General features: G+C 28.0%; 17 protein-coding genes. 3 read left to right on the top strand and 14 right to left on the bottom strand.

Annotated features, from left to right (window positions below; genetic code table 11):
- Window positions 1-5 precede the first annotated feature (5 nt).
- The 11 genes from ACFX5F_RS13170 to ACFX5F_RS13120 all read right to left on the bottom strand — a co-directional run bounded on the left by ACFX5F_RS13170 (window position 6) and on the right by ACFX5F_RS13120 (window position 10,097).
- The gene (locus ACFX5F_RS13170; protein ID WP_379852466.1) at window positions 6-947 is read right to left on the bottom strand and encodes an LLM class flavin-dependent oxidoreductase; all 942 of its coding nucleotides are present in this window, start codon (window positions 945-947) and stop codon (window positions 6-8) included.
- Entirely contained in the window at window positions 944-2,074 is a 1,131-nt protein-coding gene (locus ACFX5F_RS13165) for a lanthionine synthetase LanC family protein (protein ID WP_379852465.1), read from the bottom strand. The genes ACFX5F_RS13170 and ACFX5F_RS13165 overlap by 4 nt, the downstream gene beginning before the upstream one ends.
- A gap of 499 nt (window positions 2,075-2,573) precedes the next feature.
- Complete coding sequence (locus ACFX5F_RS13160; protein WP_379852464.1) at window positions 2,574-2,741, bottom strand: class I lanthipeptide; 168 nt, start codon at window positions 2,739-2,741, stop codon at window positions 2,574-2,576.
- A gap of 153 nt (window positions 2,742-2,894) precedes the next feature.
- On the bottom strand, window positions 2,895-3,062 hold the full coding sequence (locus ACFX5F_RS13155) for a class I lanthipeptide (protein WP_379852463.1): 168 nt from the start codon (window positions 3,060-3,062) through the stop codon (window positions 2,895-2,897).
- Between the two features lie 213 nt (window positions 3,063-3,275).
- Window positions 3,276-3,443 carry a class I lanthipeptide gene (locus ACFX5F_RS13150; protein WP_379852462.1) on the bottom strand — a complete coding sequence of 56 codons (168 nt, stop codon included), beginning with the start codon at window positions 3,441-3,443 and terminating at the stop codon, window positions 3,276-3,278.
- A 62-nt stretch (window positions 3,444-3,505) separates the two neighbouring features.
- Window positions 3,506-3,670: a class I lanthipeptide gene (locus ACFX5F_RS13145; protein ID WP_379852461.1), complete on the bottom strand. Its 165-nt coding sequence runs from the start codon at window positions 3,668-3,670 to the stop codon at window positions 3,506-3,508.
- A gap of 62 nt (window positions 3,671-3,732) precedes the next feature.
- Window positions 3,733-3,897 (bottom strand): class I lanthipeptide, encoded by a 165-nt coding sequence (locus tag ACFX5F_RS13140; RefSeq protein WP_379852460.1) that lies wholly within the window; start codon window positions 3,895-3,897, stop codon window positions 3,733-3,735.
- A gap of 18 nt (window positions 3,898-3,915) precedes the next feature.
- A complete protein-coding gene (locus tag ACFX5F_RS13135; protein WP_379852459.1) occupies window positions 3,916-4,074 on the bottom strand; it encodes a class I lanthipeptide in 159 nt (52 codons plus the stop codon).
- A gap of 260 nt (window positions 4,075-4,334) precedes the next feature.
- Window positions 4,335-6,701: a TonB-dependent receptor gene (locus ACFX5F_RS13130; RefSeq protein ID WP_379852458.1), complete on the bottom strand. Its 2,367-nt coding sequence runs from the start codon at window positions 6,699-6,701 to the stop codon at window positions 4,335-4,337.
- Window positions 6,702-7,702: 1,001 nt separating this feature from the next.
- The gene (locus ACFX5F_RS13125; RefSeq protein WP_379852457.1) at window positions 7,703-9,826 is read right to left on the bottom strand and encodes an ATP-binding protein; all 2,124 of its coding nucleotides are present in this window, start codon (window positions 9,824-9,826) and stop codon (window positions 7,703-7,705) included.
- 31 nt (window positions 9,827-9,857) lie between these two features.
- Window positions 9,858-10,097, bottom strand: coding sequence for a hypothetical protein (locus ACFX5F_RS13120; protein WP_379852456.1), 240 nt, complete (start codon window positions 10,095-10,097; stop codon window positions 9,858-9,860).
- Window positions 10,098-10,208: 111 nt separating this feature from the next.
- On the opposite strand from ACFX5F_RS13120, the gene ACFX5F_RS13115 reads away from it, so the two are divergent.
- Together ACFX5F_RS13115 and ACFX5F_RS13110 are read left to right on the top strand one after the other, a co-directional pair.
- Window positions 10,209-10,877 (top strand): response regulator, encoded by a 669-nt coding sequence (locus tag ACFX5F_RS13115; protein ID WP_379852455.1) that lies wholly within the window; start codon window positions 10,209-10,211, stop codon window positions 10,875-10,877.
- 43 nt (window positions 10,878-10,920) lie between these two features.
- Window positions 10,921-11,046: a WCX domain-containing protein gene (locus tag ACFX5F_RS13110; protein WP_379852543.1), complete on the top strand. Its 126-nt coding sequence runs from the start codon at window positions 10,921-10,923 to the stop codon at window positions 11,044-11,046.
- Window positions 11,047-11,189: 143 nt separating this feature from the next.
- Here the strand turns inward: ACFX5F_RS13110 and ACFX5F_RS13105 are convergent, their stop codons facing one another.
- Both ACFX5F_RS13105 and ACFX5F_RS13100 read right to left on the bottom strand, forming a co-directional pair.
- Window positions 11,190-12,233 carry a GTPase domain-containing protein gene (locus ACFX5F_RS13105; protein ID WP_379852454.1) on the bottom strand — a complete coding sequence of 348 codons (1,044 nt, stop codon included), beginning with the start codon at window positions 12,231-12,233 and terminating at the stop codon, window positions 11,190-11,192.
- Between the two features lie 6 nt (window positions 12,234-12,239).
- Window positions 12,240-13,334 carry a YcjF family protein gene (locus tag ACFX5F_RS13100; protein WP_379852453.1) on the bottom strand — a complete coding sequence of 365 codons (1,095 nt, stop codon included), beginning with the start codon at window positions 13,332-13,334 and terminating at the stop codon, window positions 12,240-12,242.
- 588 nt (window positions 13,335-13,922) lie between these two features.
- Between ACFX5F_RS13100 and ACFX5F_RS13095 the strand changes: the two genes are divergently transcribed.
- Window positions 13,923-14,174 carry a helix-turn-helix domain-containing protein gene (locus ACFX5F_RS13095; protein WP_379852452.1) on the top strand — a complete coding sequence of 84 codons (252 nt, stop codon included), beginning with the start codon at window positions 13,923-13,925 and terminating at the stop codon, window positions 14,172-14,174.
- Window positions 14,175-14,563: 389 nt separating this feature from the next.
- On the opposite strand, the gene ACFX5F_RS13090 is transcribed toward ACFX5F_RS13095, so the two are convergent.
- On the bottom strand, window positions 14,564-15,328 hold the full coding sequence (locus tag ACFX5F_RS13090; protein WP_379852451.1) for an XRE family transcriptional regulator: 765 nt from the start codon (window positions 15,326-15,328) through the stop codon (window positions 14,564-14,566).
- Between the last annotated feature and the right edge of the window lie 77 nt (window positions 15,329-15,405).

Genomic DNA, 15,405 nt, shown 5'->3' with positions numbered 1-15,405 from the left:
ACGGATTATAATGAGATTTCGACACTATTTAACTCCATTACATGATTTATAGAAACAAGATTTTCAATTTTTTTATCTATATTTCTTTCCGTATCATATAAGATAAATTCGTTTATCCCATATATTTCTTGAAATTCTAGGAGTTGTTCTTCCATTGAATCAAAATCAAGTGCTAAAATTTTAAGAGCTTCTCTTCTATTTTGTGAGTTTTTATTAATCTCCTCTAACTCTTTTTTAGATTTTGAAAATGAAACTGCAATAGCGGCAGCAACTTCAGGATATTTTTTATGTTTTTTATAAAATTGATCTTTATAAGCTGATAAGTTTTGTTTCTCCGGGTCAACATTTAAAACATCTAATCCATGCATTAAGGAACGGCAAATATTCAATCGTTTTTCAACAGCCAAGTCCTTAGAAGTATAGCTATTTGATAAATACCATAGTTCAGGTGTTTCTCCCTTAAAAGGAGGAATAACAATTTCTTTTTGCTCATAATTAGATAATTCATTTTGTAATAGATCACAAATATTTTCTAGATTTTCCGAAAACATTAGATTTTTAAAAGACTGATTATTTGTGTTAAAAAAATTATGCCTATGAGAGTTTGAGGGACGTCCTTTTGAAAGTCCAAAATCAATACGATTGTTATAAATATTATTTAGTAATTTATAATTTTGAGCTAATGAGTACGGCGAATAATAACCAATTAGTGATCCTGCTGATCCTACCCTAATTTGCTCTGTTATTCCAGCAATTATAGTTATTAAAATTTCTGGATTATTATACGCATGGTGAACAGATGGATTATGGTGTTCAGTTAGCCAAAATCTTGAATAATTAAGTTCATCTGCCTTTGATGCATAAGCTAAAATGTCTTCTACAATACTCATCGAATTGAGTTTATCGCTTAATCCGAACTCTAGAATACCTAATTTTATGTTTTTCATAATAATAATAATTTTGACCATCCAATAGACTTCGATTCTTCAAATTCTAACAGCGCCAATGATGTAGCTGGTAAATTATTAACAAAGTCTAAGGGATGCTCTTTTATGGTGTTTTCATTTAAAAAAGCTAAAGTTTTATTATACCAATAAGTGGAAGCTTCATGGAATTTTTTATTATTCGTTTTTTGGTACATATAATTATACATTTGAAGCACGCCCGAGCTACCAAAATAAAATCTGTGATCCCACACTCGTGTATGTTCTTCTTTTATTTTACCTATACTTCCTAAAGCAATCTTGTCAGCTAATTCTAATAATTCATTTGTAATATATTTTTTCTTTAACGAGTAAATAAGTGTCGAAAAATTAACATCACTGTTCGACCAAGCTAGTACTGCTCTATAGTTTAGTTCTCTTTTTTGGCTTTCATCTTTATGAATGCTTCTAGGGAGATAATAGTTTTGGCCTTCAATTATTACATCATTATCATTAACTATTTCAACGATTTTATCTAATAAATTTGTAACCATAAAGTCGCATCTTGGATCATCAATCTCATTAAACACTTTTACTATGGCACATAAACCATGAGCATAACCAATATGTATACCTTCCAGATATGTTGTATTGTTATAAAACATAAATTCCGTATTGTTTAAAAATTCTTCGTAGAATTTACCAACTAGATCATCAACATGATTTTCACATCCAACAAAATTTAAATAATACAAAATACCAAATGGCCCCCTTACAAAATCATAATTTTTGTTTTCAATAAATTTTAATGCATCTTCATAAACTAAATCATTAATATCTTTAATTTGCTCGTCATAATCAATATCTAAAATATTTTCTTTCATTAATAGATATAAAATATACCCTAAACCACTTAAACCGCTTTCTAAAGTAGAATTTAATAATAAACTAGAATTTTGATTCTCAATGTTTTTAAAAATCAGTTCTAGATTAATTGCAATCTTATCTAAATAATCAACTGTTCCATAATGTTTGTATAAACAATAGTAATAATATACTAGTCCAGCTCTCCCATTTAATAGCCCTTCACAATTAAATAATTCACTATTGTATGAGTTAATTTGTGTTATTAATTTTTTTGTTTTATTCATGTTAATTTAATAATTTAAACCCTGCCCGCAACCAATAACTTAATTCAAAAAAATTGCGTGTTTTTCTATTAAAAGAGAGGATAACAGTTATAATACATGTTTGCTCTTGCCCTTTAAAAAACCATTTGGGATTCCTGAAACTTTTTAATTGCTTCTTTGTTAAGTTTTAGCCATTACTTAATTTCATCTTACTAAAATTATTAGTACTTAACTTACTGCTCTATTAAAATCCAATTTAATTAGTAATCTATTTTCTAAATTAACTAAGTGGACGTAATGACCTATTATTATTAATAAATTCCATCAAGATTCGATGCTTTTTAATAAAGTAGAATTGAGAGCACAAAATGCATTGTTAAATACTTTTTATCTATACATTTTTATCTTTAATAGATTCTAAAAAAACTATAATTGACCTTTCTAATAACTAATCCCATAGGAATTCTAATAGTTAATTGATCTGGAATAAAAGTTAAAAAAAACAACAAGTATTTTATCTTTAACTGCAAGACATTTTTTGACAAGTTCCTATACAAGAATCATCTATATATAAAACATTACCGACTCCTTGCGCATTACGCCCTTTAAAATGTGACATTTGTGATTCTTGAAACCTTGTAATAGATTTTTTGTTAAGGCTTAAGCCTTTGGTTAATTTAATTTTCATCTTTTTTTATTTTAAAGAGAGAGCTAAAAAAACAATTAATTCTCTCAATAAATATTTACTCTATTTGCGACATGCAACTTCCATAGAAGATGCAAAACATGATGTGTCATTAGAGGACCTAAGCCTTTGGTTAATTTAATTTTAAATAAGTTATTATCGACAAGATACTACTTCACAAGACATGTCGCCCATACAGGTATTTAATTCACATGATTTAACTGGTGGTACTATACCTCCTTTAAAATGTGCAACTTGTGATTCTTGAAGTTTTGTTATAGCTACTTTATTTAGACTTAAGCCTTTAGTTAATTTAATTTTCATACAATTGTTTAATTTAATATTTTAGTAATATTTGGTTAGTAATTATTTAATGTCTAATTCACTCTTTGATAATAATTGCATTAGAAATGCTATTACATTTATAATCTTTTTATATTCCTTTAAGAATTAAAAAAAAAGAATTTAATTTTCATCTATTGATTAAAAGATAGACGGTTTTAACTAAATTATAAAACCACCTATCTCTTACAATTCTTATCCGTTACATGTACCTTTATTACATGACGCATTACAAGTTCCAGCAACACATGACCACGAATCTTCGATTACATTACCTCCTTTAATATGTGCCATTTGTGATTCTTGAAGTTTTGAAACAGTTTCTTTATTAAGGCTTAAACCTTTTGATAATTTAATTTTCATCTTTTTTTGTTTTAAAGAGAGAGAGCTAAAAAAACAATTAACTCTCTCAATAAATATCTACTCTATTTGCGACAGGAATCTTCTTTGCAGGATGCAACACATGATAAGTCTAGACATGATGCATCCTCTATAATAAGACCACCCTTAAAATGTGCCATTTGCGATTCTTGAAGTTTTGTTATCACTTCTTTGTTTAGACCTAAGCCTTTGATTAATTTAATTTTCATCTTTTTTTTGTTTAAAGAGAGAGAGCTAAAAAAACAATTAACTCTCTCAATAAATATCTACTCTATTTGCGACAGGAATCTTCCTTACAGGATGCAACACATGACAAGTCTGCACATGATGCATCCACTGGTACATTACCGCCCTTAAAATATCCCATTTGCGATTCTTGAAGTTTTGTTATCGCCTCTTTGTTTAGGCTTAAGCCTTTAGTTAATTTGATTTTCATTTTATAAGATTTTAATTACTAACAAGATCCTTTATTACATGATTTAAAGCATGATGCCTCAGCACATGTTCCCTCTTCTATCAAATTACCACCTTTAAAATGTGCCATTTGCGATTCTTGAAGTTTTGTGACAGCTTCTTTGTTTAGGCTTAAGCCTTTGGTTAATTTAATTTTCATTTTATAAAAATTTATTGGTTATTTAATCTATCATAGTTTTAAGACTTTAATATTCCTTCGGTCTAAAATACCCGGGCCCTGGATATATTTTTTTTCGTGAACTGACAAGTGCCACCTTGTACCTACACAGATAGGTCACACTAATATGACGTTTTGATCCTGCCTATTATTTACCTCATAGTAAAAATAGATTTCTACTAATTACTTTTTGTCTTTTACACAAATTGGAATCTAACAATCATATTTATATATTTCAATTACTATAATCGATTCTGTATATCTTGATTTCCGGCAGGTCTTGAGTTTAATTTTATTTTTTTGTTTCCAAAAGAATATATTGCGCTTACCCTAATTGATCTAGAGTCATAATAGTTTTTATATGCACTCTTAACGCCACCGTAATAAGTAGTAATTAAATGTCTATTACTATCTAACACATCATTCATGAAAAAGGAGAGACTAAGGTTTTTATCCAATAACCTTAATTTTAAAGATAAGTTTAGTGATCCATATCCTTCAGCTTGCGAAACATTGACTTTTGAGGGAAACACATAATAATAACTGAATCCCATTAAAAAAGTATGTTTTGAATTAAGAGTTATATCGTTTCTGGTTTGTAAAAATGCGTTGTAACCCTCTTGTTTATTAATCGTTTTCGGAATAGATGATTGAATTATTGAATAACCTATATCAAAAGTATTGTATGAAGTTAACCACTTTATTTTATCGTAGATATAAGTGTCCGTTAATCCATAGTTTTTCATGTTTAAATAGTTTAAATAAGTATAATTTACAATTGTAGTTACTGCATCAATTTCGGCTATTTGCTCATACTTCCCTTTAACATCTTGAAAGTAGCCTTTCAACTCATTTTTTTTAGAATTAAAAATAAATTCGTAATTATCTGTATAAGATGGTCTAAGAAATGGATTTCCTTCTACAATTTTAAAGGGATTTATAACGATTTTAAAAGGATCTAATGACTCAAATCTTGGTCTGCTTAACCTTTTATTAAAAGAAGCCGTTAATGAATAAATATCATTAAATTTATATGTTGAATAAATTGTTGGGAAAAATTTTAAATAGTCGTTTTTATTTTCTTGTCCAATAGATTTTGAATAAGAGGTTATCCATGTATTTTCAATTCTTAACCCTGCTTTTAAACTCCATTTCTTAGTCAAATTACTATCTCCAGACGCATAAACCGCAAATATTTTTTCATTATATTTAAATTTATTCGACTGATTTAGATCAAAAATGACATCTCCTGAAACTGTATTAAAAAAATCAAATTCGTTGATCGTTTCTGAAAGAGATGAACTTGCTCCAAATTCTAAATTCAATGTTTTTAAAGGAAGTTCAACATCTATTTTGGTTGCCAAATTATTAAAATCATAATCAATAGTAGTTTGATTAGAAAAAAAAGGGTTTTCAATAATATTATTATCCCGATCAAAAGTAATCCCCCCGTTATCACCGTCTTTATTAGAAACAGCTTTATAAAAATCCATATCTATTGATATTTTTTTTCCTAAAGAATCTAAAGCAAAAATATTGTGAAAATTAAAAGAATGCCTTTTAGGCTGGCTATTGGACCTTCCTACGGATTTAATAGAAAACTCTAATTCATTATTTATAGTAAATATTTTATCCAAATTGTTTGATTTCTCTTCAACGTCAGAGAAAGAATTTGAATAATCAACCCCTGTTGTCCAAAATTTTAATGCCTGATAATCAATTGACAAACTAGAGTTTAAACCTTTATTTTGATACAAACCCGATCCATCGCCTACCCAATTTTGATTTGGATAAAAAGTTTTATTATGATAAATATTTTTTTTATTAAAATCGTCTTTCCCTACATTTGCGGAAATAGACAACTTATCTTTTTTATAATTAAATGTTGCACCTCCATCCCACGACGATTGATATCGCTCTGTTCCAGAGAGTCTAATTGATGAATTCCACGAATTGTTTTTATTCTGCTTAAGAATAATATTAATTAACCCCCCATTGCCCTCTGCATTATATTTTGAAGGTGGCGCCGTAATAACTTCAATACTTTTAATTGTATTACTTGGAATCGAATTTAAATAACTGTTCAGTTGATTGCCAGTAAAAGGAGTAATCCTTCCGTCTACCATAACGTTTATGCTGGTTTTTCCTAACATTGATAACTGGTCATTATTTAAGATTAGACCTGGAGTTACACTAAGCACTTCTATAGCAGATCCAGCGTCTGCCGTTGTTGTATTTTCAATATTAAATACTAGACGATCATTTTTTCTTACTAAAATGTGCTTTTTTGTTTGTAAAACTAATTCGTCTAATTCAATATTATTTGTCTCAATTTGTATAATTCCTAGATTACTATTTTTAGTGACAGATATTTCACTTTGATATTGCTTATATCCAATATAATTAATGGTTAATTTATATTTCCCTTGATTTACAGAAAATTTGAATGCTCCATTTTCAGAAGTAATTGCCCCAATGACATATTCATTACTTCCATTATGCAATGTAACCGTTGCAAACTCTATAGCATGTCGGGAATCTTCAACTATTCCATTAATTTCAATTTGGGCCGACAGAATTACTGGGAAAAAACCGAGTAGTAATAACAAAAAATATTTCATTTAAGAAGAAAATTTAAAAATAATTAAGTTGTTTAATTGTATTTAAATGTTACTAAATAGGATTACTTATATTCGGTTTACACCTGAAATAATTAAAATTTATAACATTTAAATACAATCAATTTTATGCTAAATTAGAAATAACATTCATCTAAAAATTACGGTTTTTTTTAAAAAATACTACGGTATTTATCTTACACCTAAAACCCATTAAGAATAAATAGAATAGCTAGTAATTAAATTACCTTAAAAGGTGAAAGACAATTAAATTATTTAATTTTTAATCTAACTTATTTCTCAATGACAAATAAATTTGTCCATATATTGAAATAAACTAAACATACTATTTAAGCAAGTACGCGTGTAAACACAAAATAAATAGTTGAATATCTAATATTTATACCCTTAAAAATGAATACATCAATAATTGTTTTTGAAATTGCAAAATAATATTCGAAAATGTTAGTCAAGTTTCAAACACAAAACATCTAATATCATTAAAAATCTTTTTTCGGGTAAAGAAGTAAAAAAATTGCTAAGGTATATTGTGATCAATTAAATAATTTTCAATTTCTAGAAATTAAAAACTAAGCTCTTATCATTTCTTTAAAGAACAAAAAACAATTTTCCTCTCCTTTTATTAAGTTGGTTGCTCACTATGTAATTTGATTTATGCCAACTTGTTTAGACGAATTGCGCTAACTGCAAATAGACTAAGTCAAGTATTTAAAATGAATCCAATTAAATCAATAAATTTTAACTAATAATTATTTTATAACTGTTATTAATATGGATATTGTTTAATTTGCGAAACTATTTATTAATAGTTTTTATATCTGAGATTGTGGAAATAAAGCATCCCCTCGAAAATATCATTTTTAAAAATCCTGTGATTTAAAAAAACTTATTTGACGATTATTAGGATTCACGATATGAGTTAAAGGATTAAACTCTTATGAACATTTTAAATCCCCCGTAAAAAAGAAATTTTAATCGAAGTTTTTTGAATACCTTTTCTTAGATAATATATAATCAAGCATAACTACAATTTTTGTCCCTTCTCCAATTTTTGATTCAATACTAAATTGCCCCTCTAAAGAATCAACTCTTTCTTTCATATTACTTAATCCAATACCAATCTTTTTATTTTTAATATCAAATCCTCCTCCGTTATCACTAATACTCAATTTTAAAATATTAATATTCTTCTTTTGAATTTTTATACTACAATCTTTTGCATTTGCATATTTATTAATATTTAAAATAGCCTCTTGAATTATACGATATAAATTAATCTTATAAATATTTGGAATGGTTGCCCATTCAATAGTTTTATCATTTGCATATATAAACTGAGTGCTGTTGATATTTTTTTGATTTTCAATTAAACTTGACAGTAACGTATTAAAATTATTTCCTTCAAAAAAAGAACTACGACTTAAATCATGTGATATAGTTCTAATCTCATTCTCGATATTTTGCAATTCAAAAATATAATTTTTTCTTTTTGCAATTATTTCCTCATCTATTTTAGAATTAAAGAATCCTAAATTCATACGGACACCATAAATTTTATTCATTATCCCATCATGCAATTCTTTTGCTATTTTAGCTTTCTCAATTTCTTTTGCAACATTTATTTTTTCATGCTGCTCAGTCAATAGTTGATATATTTCTTCATTAGCTTTTTGTTGTTTCTTTAAAAACTGCAACTCTTTATTTTTGTATTTTATATATTTAACAACAATAATTATTACCAGTAGTAATATAAGTCCAAATGAAATTATTAAAATGTAAAGGTTATTTTTAGTCAAAACTTTATTTTCATCCTCTATTTTAGAAGTTTCATATTCAATTCTGGCATACTTATTATGAGCATTTTTTTGAATTGCATTTATACTGTCACTTACCTCAATATATCTATTTACATAAGATAAACTATTCTTTTTGTCGACCCGGGAGAGTAATTTTAATGAAGTTAAAATTTCATTACCATTATTTATTTTAGTTGCTAACTGATTTGCTTCTTTTAAGAATTGAATTGATCCTAAAGTGTCCTTTTGAGTTAAAAGATATTCACCAATATGTATTTTTTTATATAAAATATCTGATTCCTTTCCAATATTTTTAGTAATTCTAAGCGATTCAAAAAACATTAAACCAACATTTTTATAATCTTTCTTTTTCATCTTTGAAAAAGCTAAATTACTTAAAACGTTAGCATACAACATAGGTGACTTTGTTTTAAGTTCTTCAGAAAGAAGACCTTTTAATTCTTTTATAGACTTAGAAAAGTCTCCTTTTAAATCATATAAATTACAAATATTAATCATGGAAATTAGATAATAATTATTTGATTCATTATCACTAATTTTCATTTTTTTTAATTCGTCCAATGCATTTTTATGGTACTTCAAAGCTCCATCATAATCAATCAATTTCTCTAAACAATTACCCATTAATGTATTACAAGAATATGTTAACTGGTAATTTGTAGATAGCTTTAAATACTGTAATGCTTTAGAAATCTCAATTTCGCATTCTATATAGTTCCCTTCATAAAATAATATATAAGCTTTATTGAATAGCATTCTACCGACATGATCATAGTCATGAATTTTGTAATATAATTTTTCTGCTTGTAAATAATAAAAGTAAGCACTATCTTTTTTTGAATTTCTATAACTATCACCAATATAATATAATGCTTTAGCCATTCTAATACTATCATTTGTTTGTTTCGATAGTTGTAAAGCCTTTATGCTAACAGATAAGGATTTTTTTAAATTATTGATGTAATAATATTCCGTTGCAATTTTTAAATATAAATTTCTGACAATGGAATCATTTTTTTTAGATTTTAATAAATCAGTAATAGAGTCTAGATATTTTTCTTTTTTACTTTTCTCTAAATTATCTAAATAACTTTTATTAAGTAAAATAGTTACCTGTTTTTCATAAACGTTTGAATCATTTCTTTTGCATGAAAAAAAAAAGAGTAGTAGAAATAAACAAATTATTTTAGGAGTACCAATCAAAATATACTTATTATTAATAATTTCAAATATATAGTTTTTTGAATAAAAACTATGCAATTTATTTACAAAGTACATAGTTTTTTGAATAAAGACTATAACATAAAAGTTAGCCTCTTGGAGGTATTGGATTAATTGGATCTCCGTCTGCATTGTAGACTTCTGTATTAATAATCACAGAAGTAGAATCAATAGTTTTTTCTATTAAATCATTTTGTAAAATAGGTTTTGGTTTAATTTCAAAATTTTTATTGCTGTTTTCTGGAATTTCATCGCTATAATCATCAGAACACGAATAGGTTAAAAAAGAAATAAAAACAAGGCCTGCAATATATAATTTGCTTTTCATAAAAAATTAATTTTAATTAATATAATTAGGAGCAAAAAAACATCTTTGATTTGTTTAAATTGTATGGTAAATCCGTAATATTTGACTAATTTTGTAAGAAATTATATAAAAATGAATCTTAATATTTTGATAGTTGATGATCATCCTATGACCGTTGATAGCTACATTAATCTACTTTCTGAAAATGATTTTAATGAAAATAAACCAAATTTTATAAAAAGTTATGATTGTGAAAATGCTTATAATAAAATTATTTATTATTCAAAACAAAACATAAATATTGATTTTGCTTTATTAGATATTAGTCTACCTCCTTATAATGAATTTAATATTAATAATGGTGTTGATTTAGCTTTGCTCATTAGAAAAAAATTTAAAAATTGTAAAATAGTTCTTCTTACTATGCATAGTGAACCTCTAAAAGTAGATCGAATAATTAAAGAATTAAAACCCGAAGGGTTCATATCAAAAAGTGACATTAACTTTGAAATATTCCCTATCATTTGTAAAAAAATTATTGCTGGAGATATATTCTATAGCAAAACGATAATGGAATCTCAAAGAGAATTATTTAAAAAAAATATTAATTGGGACAATCATGATAATCAAATTTTAATCTTAATTTCTCAAGGAGTTAAAACTGTTAATCTTCCAAACTATATTCCTCTTTCAATGAGCGCTATAGAAAAAAGAAAAGCAAATATAAAAGAGCAACTTTTATTGGGAAAAGGCAGCGATAAGGATTTAATTGGTAAAGCTAAAAAATTGGGATTAATATAATTTAATACCATTGCGAAGCATTCTTACTTACTAAAAATCTAATATTACTGGAAAAACCGGTTTCCGACAACAGATTTTAAAATATGGGAGTTTGGTTAGGGTGGTTGAGCCGAAATGGCTAGAGGAGGAAATTAAGGAGGAGTTGAGGAAGCGGTTTGAGAATTATTAATATATAAACCAAAGTAGTAATTTTTTCTATTTTTTTTAAAAATTTTATCTAGCTCCGTTGATAACTAATATTTAAAAACAAAACCTCGCATTGCAACAAGGTTGATGTTTTAATTTTGTTTGCGGTACAGATTAAAATCTGAATTATCCTGGTTTCAATCCTGCAATCATTTTTTTAATATTTGGAAGCATCTTGCCTATGTTTGAATTCATCTCATTACAAATTGTCTCTATATTTTTTGATAACTTCTTTTCTGTATCTTCTCTTCCCCAAATTGCTAACGAAATTAAATTAGTTGGAAAATACCACCACCAATTTCTGCTTTCAAAGGTGATGTTATCTAAAAAGGGGTTATTATAATTATTTACACTTAATGTATTGATTTTATTACCAAAAAGATTATACATTTTTAAAGTTTTATTCACTTCATCAACAACAAGAAATCCTTTTGTTATGTTATCAAAAAAATCTTTTGATTCATTTTTTATTTGAGAAGATAAACCAGAACCATTAAAATAACCTGCTTCCTTTTTAATAATGTTTAATTGTTTTTTATGGAATTTCTCAACTTCATTTTGCATTATATTAATACATCGTTGTGGTAATCTCAAAGATATTGAATTCCAAAAATTTGCAAATATATTATCAACAAGTTCTTTCTTTCCAAATGCTTTTGAAACAGAACCATCCCTTCTTGTTTTTTCTTCGCTACAAACTTCTATACAATCTACTTTATTTCCAAATTCATTTGATAATGCTTTTTTTAAATCATCTAACTCGTCATCATTTACATTATCAGATTTAGTAAAAATTACTGTTACTTTATAATTTTCCTTGATAAACTTGTCCATTATTTTTATTTCGAAATCTTCTATTCTATGTCCACTAGCTTGAACACAATAAAAAACAGAATGAAACCAATTCATAGGGTCTGATTTCGTAGAACGCTTTTCAAGTTCTTTATTTAATTCTCTCAACCATTGATCTGCTTTGTTAGCTTCAATGCCCCAAGAATCAAAAACTGTTACAGGCAGTCCTTGCAAATCAAATTCGAGAGCGTGAAAACCGTTTGAAGTTACGGGTTTTCCTACCCCAGTTTTAAATTCATTGTTTCCAAAGAGGTAGTTACCTAATGTGCTTTTACCAACACCCGTTTTACCCATAAGGACCATATTATATCTTGCCATTATTTTTTATATTATAGAGTTATCTTTCATTTTTTGTTTAAATATAGAAGTTAAGTTTTTTATATAATCTTCCATTTTTGACTCTTCCCCATCTATAGCAAATTTGCTGATTGTAAAACAAATTTCAGAAACAGAATAACCCATTGCCGCTGTTACCGCAGCTGCAACAGATCCCGTAATCATTCCGCCTCCTATTGTTCCTACCACAGGAATAAGTTTAAGCAATTCACCGACTAACCATTTTCCACTTGTAGAAATTAGTGAACCTAGACTTACTGTTTTTAACAAAGTAGAAAGCAGATTGCCATAACCATCTAAATCATAAACATACAATATTCTCGCTACCATTCCTGCTTGGTTTGCTAACAGAATTGGGGCATCAGCAAACGGAATTGGAGTAAATCCAACACCAGCGCTCACTGCTGTATGTTGAAGGATAATACTATTGACATTTTTTTTCTTTTCTTCTAAATTTACTTTTTGTGATTTAACAAATGCTATTTTGAGTACGGGTTCTAAGTTATTAGAAGACCATTCAATCAATTTTTCTAAATCAAGGTACTTTGGAGTTACTTTTTCATTTGTTGTAACTTCAAAGCAAGGAGTGTTTTTAATCTCATTAGCCAATTCTTTTACTTCTTGTTCTGTTACTAAATCACATTTAGTAAACACTACAGCGATAGGAATATTGAGAGATTTTATTTTAGTTATCAAATTAATATCCCATTCAGTAACCCTATGACCAGATGCTTGAATATGATACCATACCAAATGAATTTGCTCATCTACTTTTTTACTTTTAGATGCAGAAGCAAATTCTACTATTTTAGCAATAAATTCATCTTTTGAGTTTTCACCACTTAATTCATACCCAACCGAATCGTAAAGTACAACAGCTGAGTTTTCTATTTCATATCTTGTAATTTCTTGTGTAACTGGTTTTCCAGTTCCAGTTTTAGCAATATCTGCTCTAAAAATTAAATTAGTTAAAGAACTCTTTCCTACACCTGTTCCCCCTAACAAAAGGATATTAGGTTTTTTTACAGTCTGTCCAATTTTTCTTAATTCTTCGTCTAATTTCTCTTGAAATGAATTTTCCATTTTTTTTATTTTTATTTTATTTTTAATTTTCAAAATTATCTTTACTTACTGCCAAATTGTGTCATTGAGAGTATTTATTTTTTAAACTCTTAACCATCCTTACAATCCCGTGATCCGGTCAGGCTAGAAATGTGGGACCTTTTCGTTCTGTAGTATTCAAAACAATAATTTGACATCGTTTTTAATTCTTGTAGTTTGATTGCCTATAGTTTCCCAAAAATATAATTTCTATTCCTATAAAATTATTCGTCTTGCCAAAGTACCTTTCTAGCCGATGAAAGTACCTTTCTGGCTCCTAAAAAAGGATTTAACCCTTTAAAACAATCTTAAAAAAGGAGATCCAACCTTATCCATTTAGCCAAATCCATTTCCCTTCCTCATACGATCTGGCATTGTATTTCACAATCCCATGCTATTTTGAGCATTATACCCATATCCTCGAATGCCAATAACAAATCCCGTTAGCGCGGAATTGCATTCCGTGACCTTTCCAATAAGAAACTATAGTCCAAGAGTTCCTATACGCATTGTCATCCTATTAACAATCGAAGAGTTTGTTAATTTCATTTTACTAATTTTATATTAAAAATGGAAAATCCTTTTGAACTTATTTTAGAAAAACTGGAACGAATTGAAATTGCAATTGAAAAACTCAATGCTCCAGCAAAGAATGACTCGGAAACGCTGCTCTCAAGAAAAGAAGCCTGTGAATTACTAAAAATAAATTTTACTTCTCTCTGGAAACATACAAAAAGCGGTAAGCTAAAAAGTTATGGTATTGGTAATAGAGTTTATTATAAAAAAGAGGAAATTTTGCAAAGTATAACTCGTATAAATTAGAATTACAGGAATCCACAACTTCAATTGTCTTTTTATTCATTTTAAAATCATCCATAATGGCAAAACAAATTTTACTACACTGTATTTCACCGATGAACTAAAGCAATTAATAAGAAGTTATAAAAAACGAGAATTAGTAGATTTTAAAAAAAATATGGTAATCAAAGAATCAGACACCCTGTTAACCAGATCAGAAACCTGTGAATTATTAAAAATTGACAGCAGTACTCTTAGGAGTTGGACTAATAAAGGAAAAATTACTTGTTATGGTATTCTGCTAGACGGTATTATAAAAGAGATGAAATTCTAAATTGTTTGGTCGTTTTAAAGTAGTCCCCGCTCCCCAAAGTCTCCTGACTTCGGTATTCCTTTCTAAGAATAGCCAGTATCTAACGCTTAATTTTCAAATCATTAATTTCCCTTTTTAATTCCAAAAACAGATCTTTTACACTTGCCGTTTCCGTTAATACCTGTTTTTCATCCGTGAGTCCAATGTTACACACGTATTCCCAAATCTCAAGTATAGCGGAAACTTTTACTTCATAAGGGGGATAAAAACTGTTGTCTGATGCTACAACAAGTGCATTCTTTTTGTTTTTATTCAGCCGCTTATACACCATACCTTCATTTTTAGTTATCAGTATATAGGTCTTGCCATCATTGACGTCTCCTAACCTTTCAATATACCGCCCAACGATAATGGATCCATCTGCATGTGGTGGCATCGAATCTCCTTCTACCGGAAACCCCCTGTGCTTGCCCGAGCCCAAAAACGGCAATGAAATTTGTTGCAGATTTTCTATATATTCCGGATCGGCATACCCATTCAAATACCCGGCTTTTACTTTTTGTGTGACGACTTCAATAAAGTTATCTCCCTTGTTATCCACCGTAATCGGCAGTACCAATCTGTTATTTTCCAATCGCAACAAATCATCTAGTGGTATTTTACGCACATCCACAGATAGCAACAGATCTATACTGATGTGGTAATAATGCGCTATTTTCTTTAGTATTTCATATGGGGCTTCGGAGGTTCCGTCTTCGTATTTGACGTACCTGCCTCTAGTTATTCCTAACGATTCCGCCAGCTTTTCTTGCGAAATTTTATGTTGCACCCTAAGGTTCCTGATGTTGTCGGAAAATAAAGACATGTTTATTTTGTTATAATTTGTAACAACAAATATAACAAAATTTGTTAGTATCTGTACTAATTTTGTAAAGTATAAAA

This window comes from Flavobacterium zhoui, assembly GCF_042787235.1.
GTDB classification, from domain to species: domain Bacteria; phylum Bacteroidota; class Bacteroidia; order Flavobacteriales; family Flavobacteriaceae; genus Flavobacterium; species Flavobacterium zhoui.
This window is presented reverse-complemented; position numbering and strand designations above follow the sequence as displayed.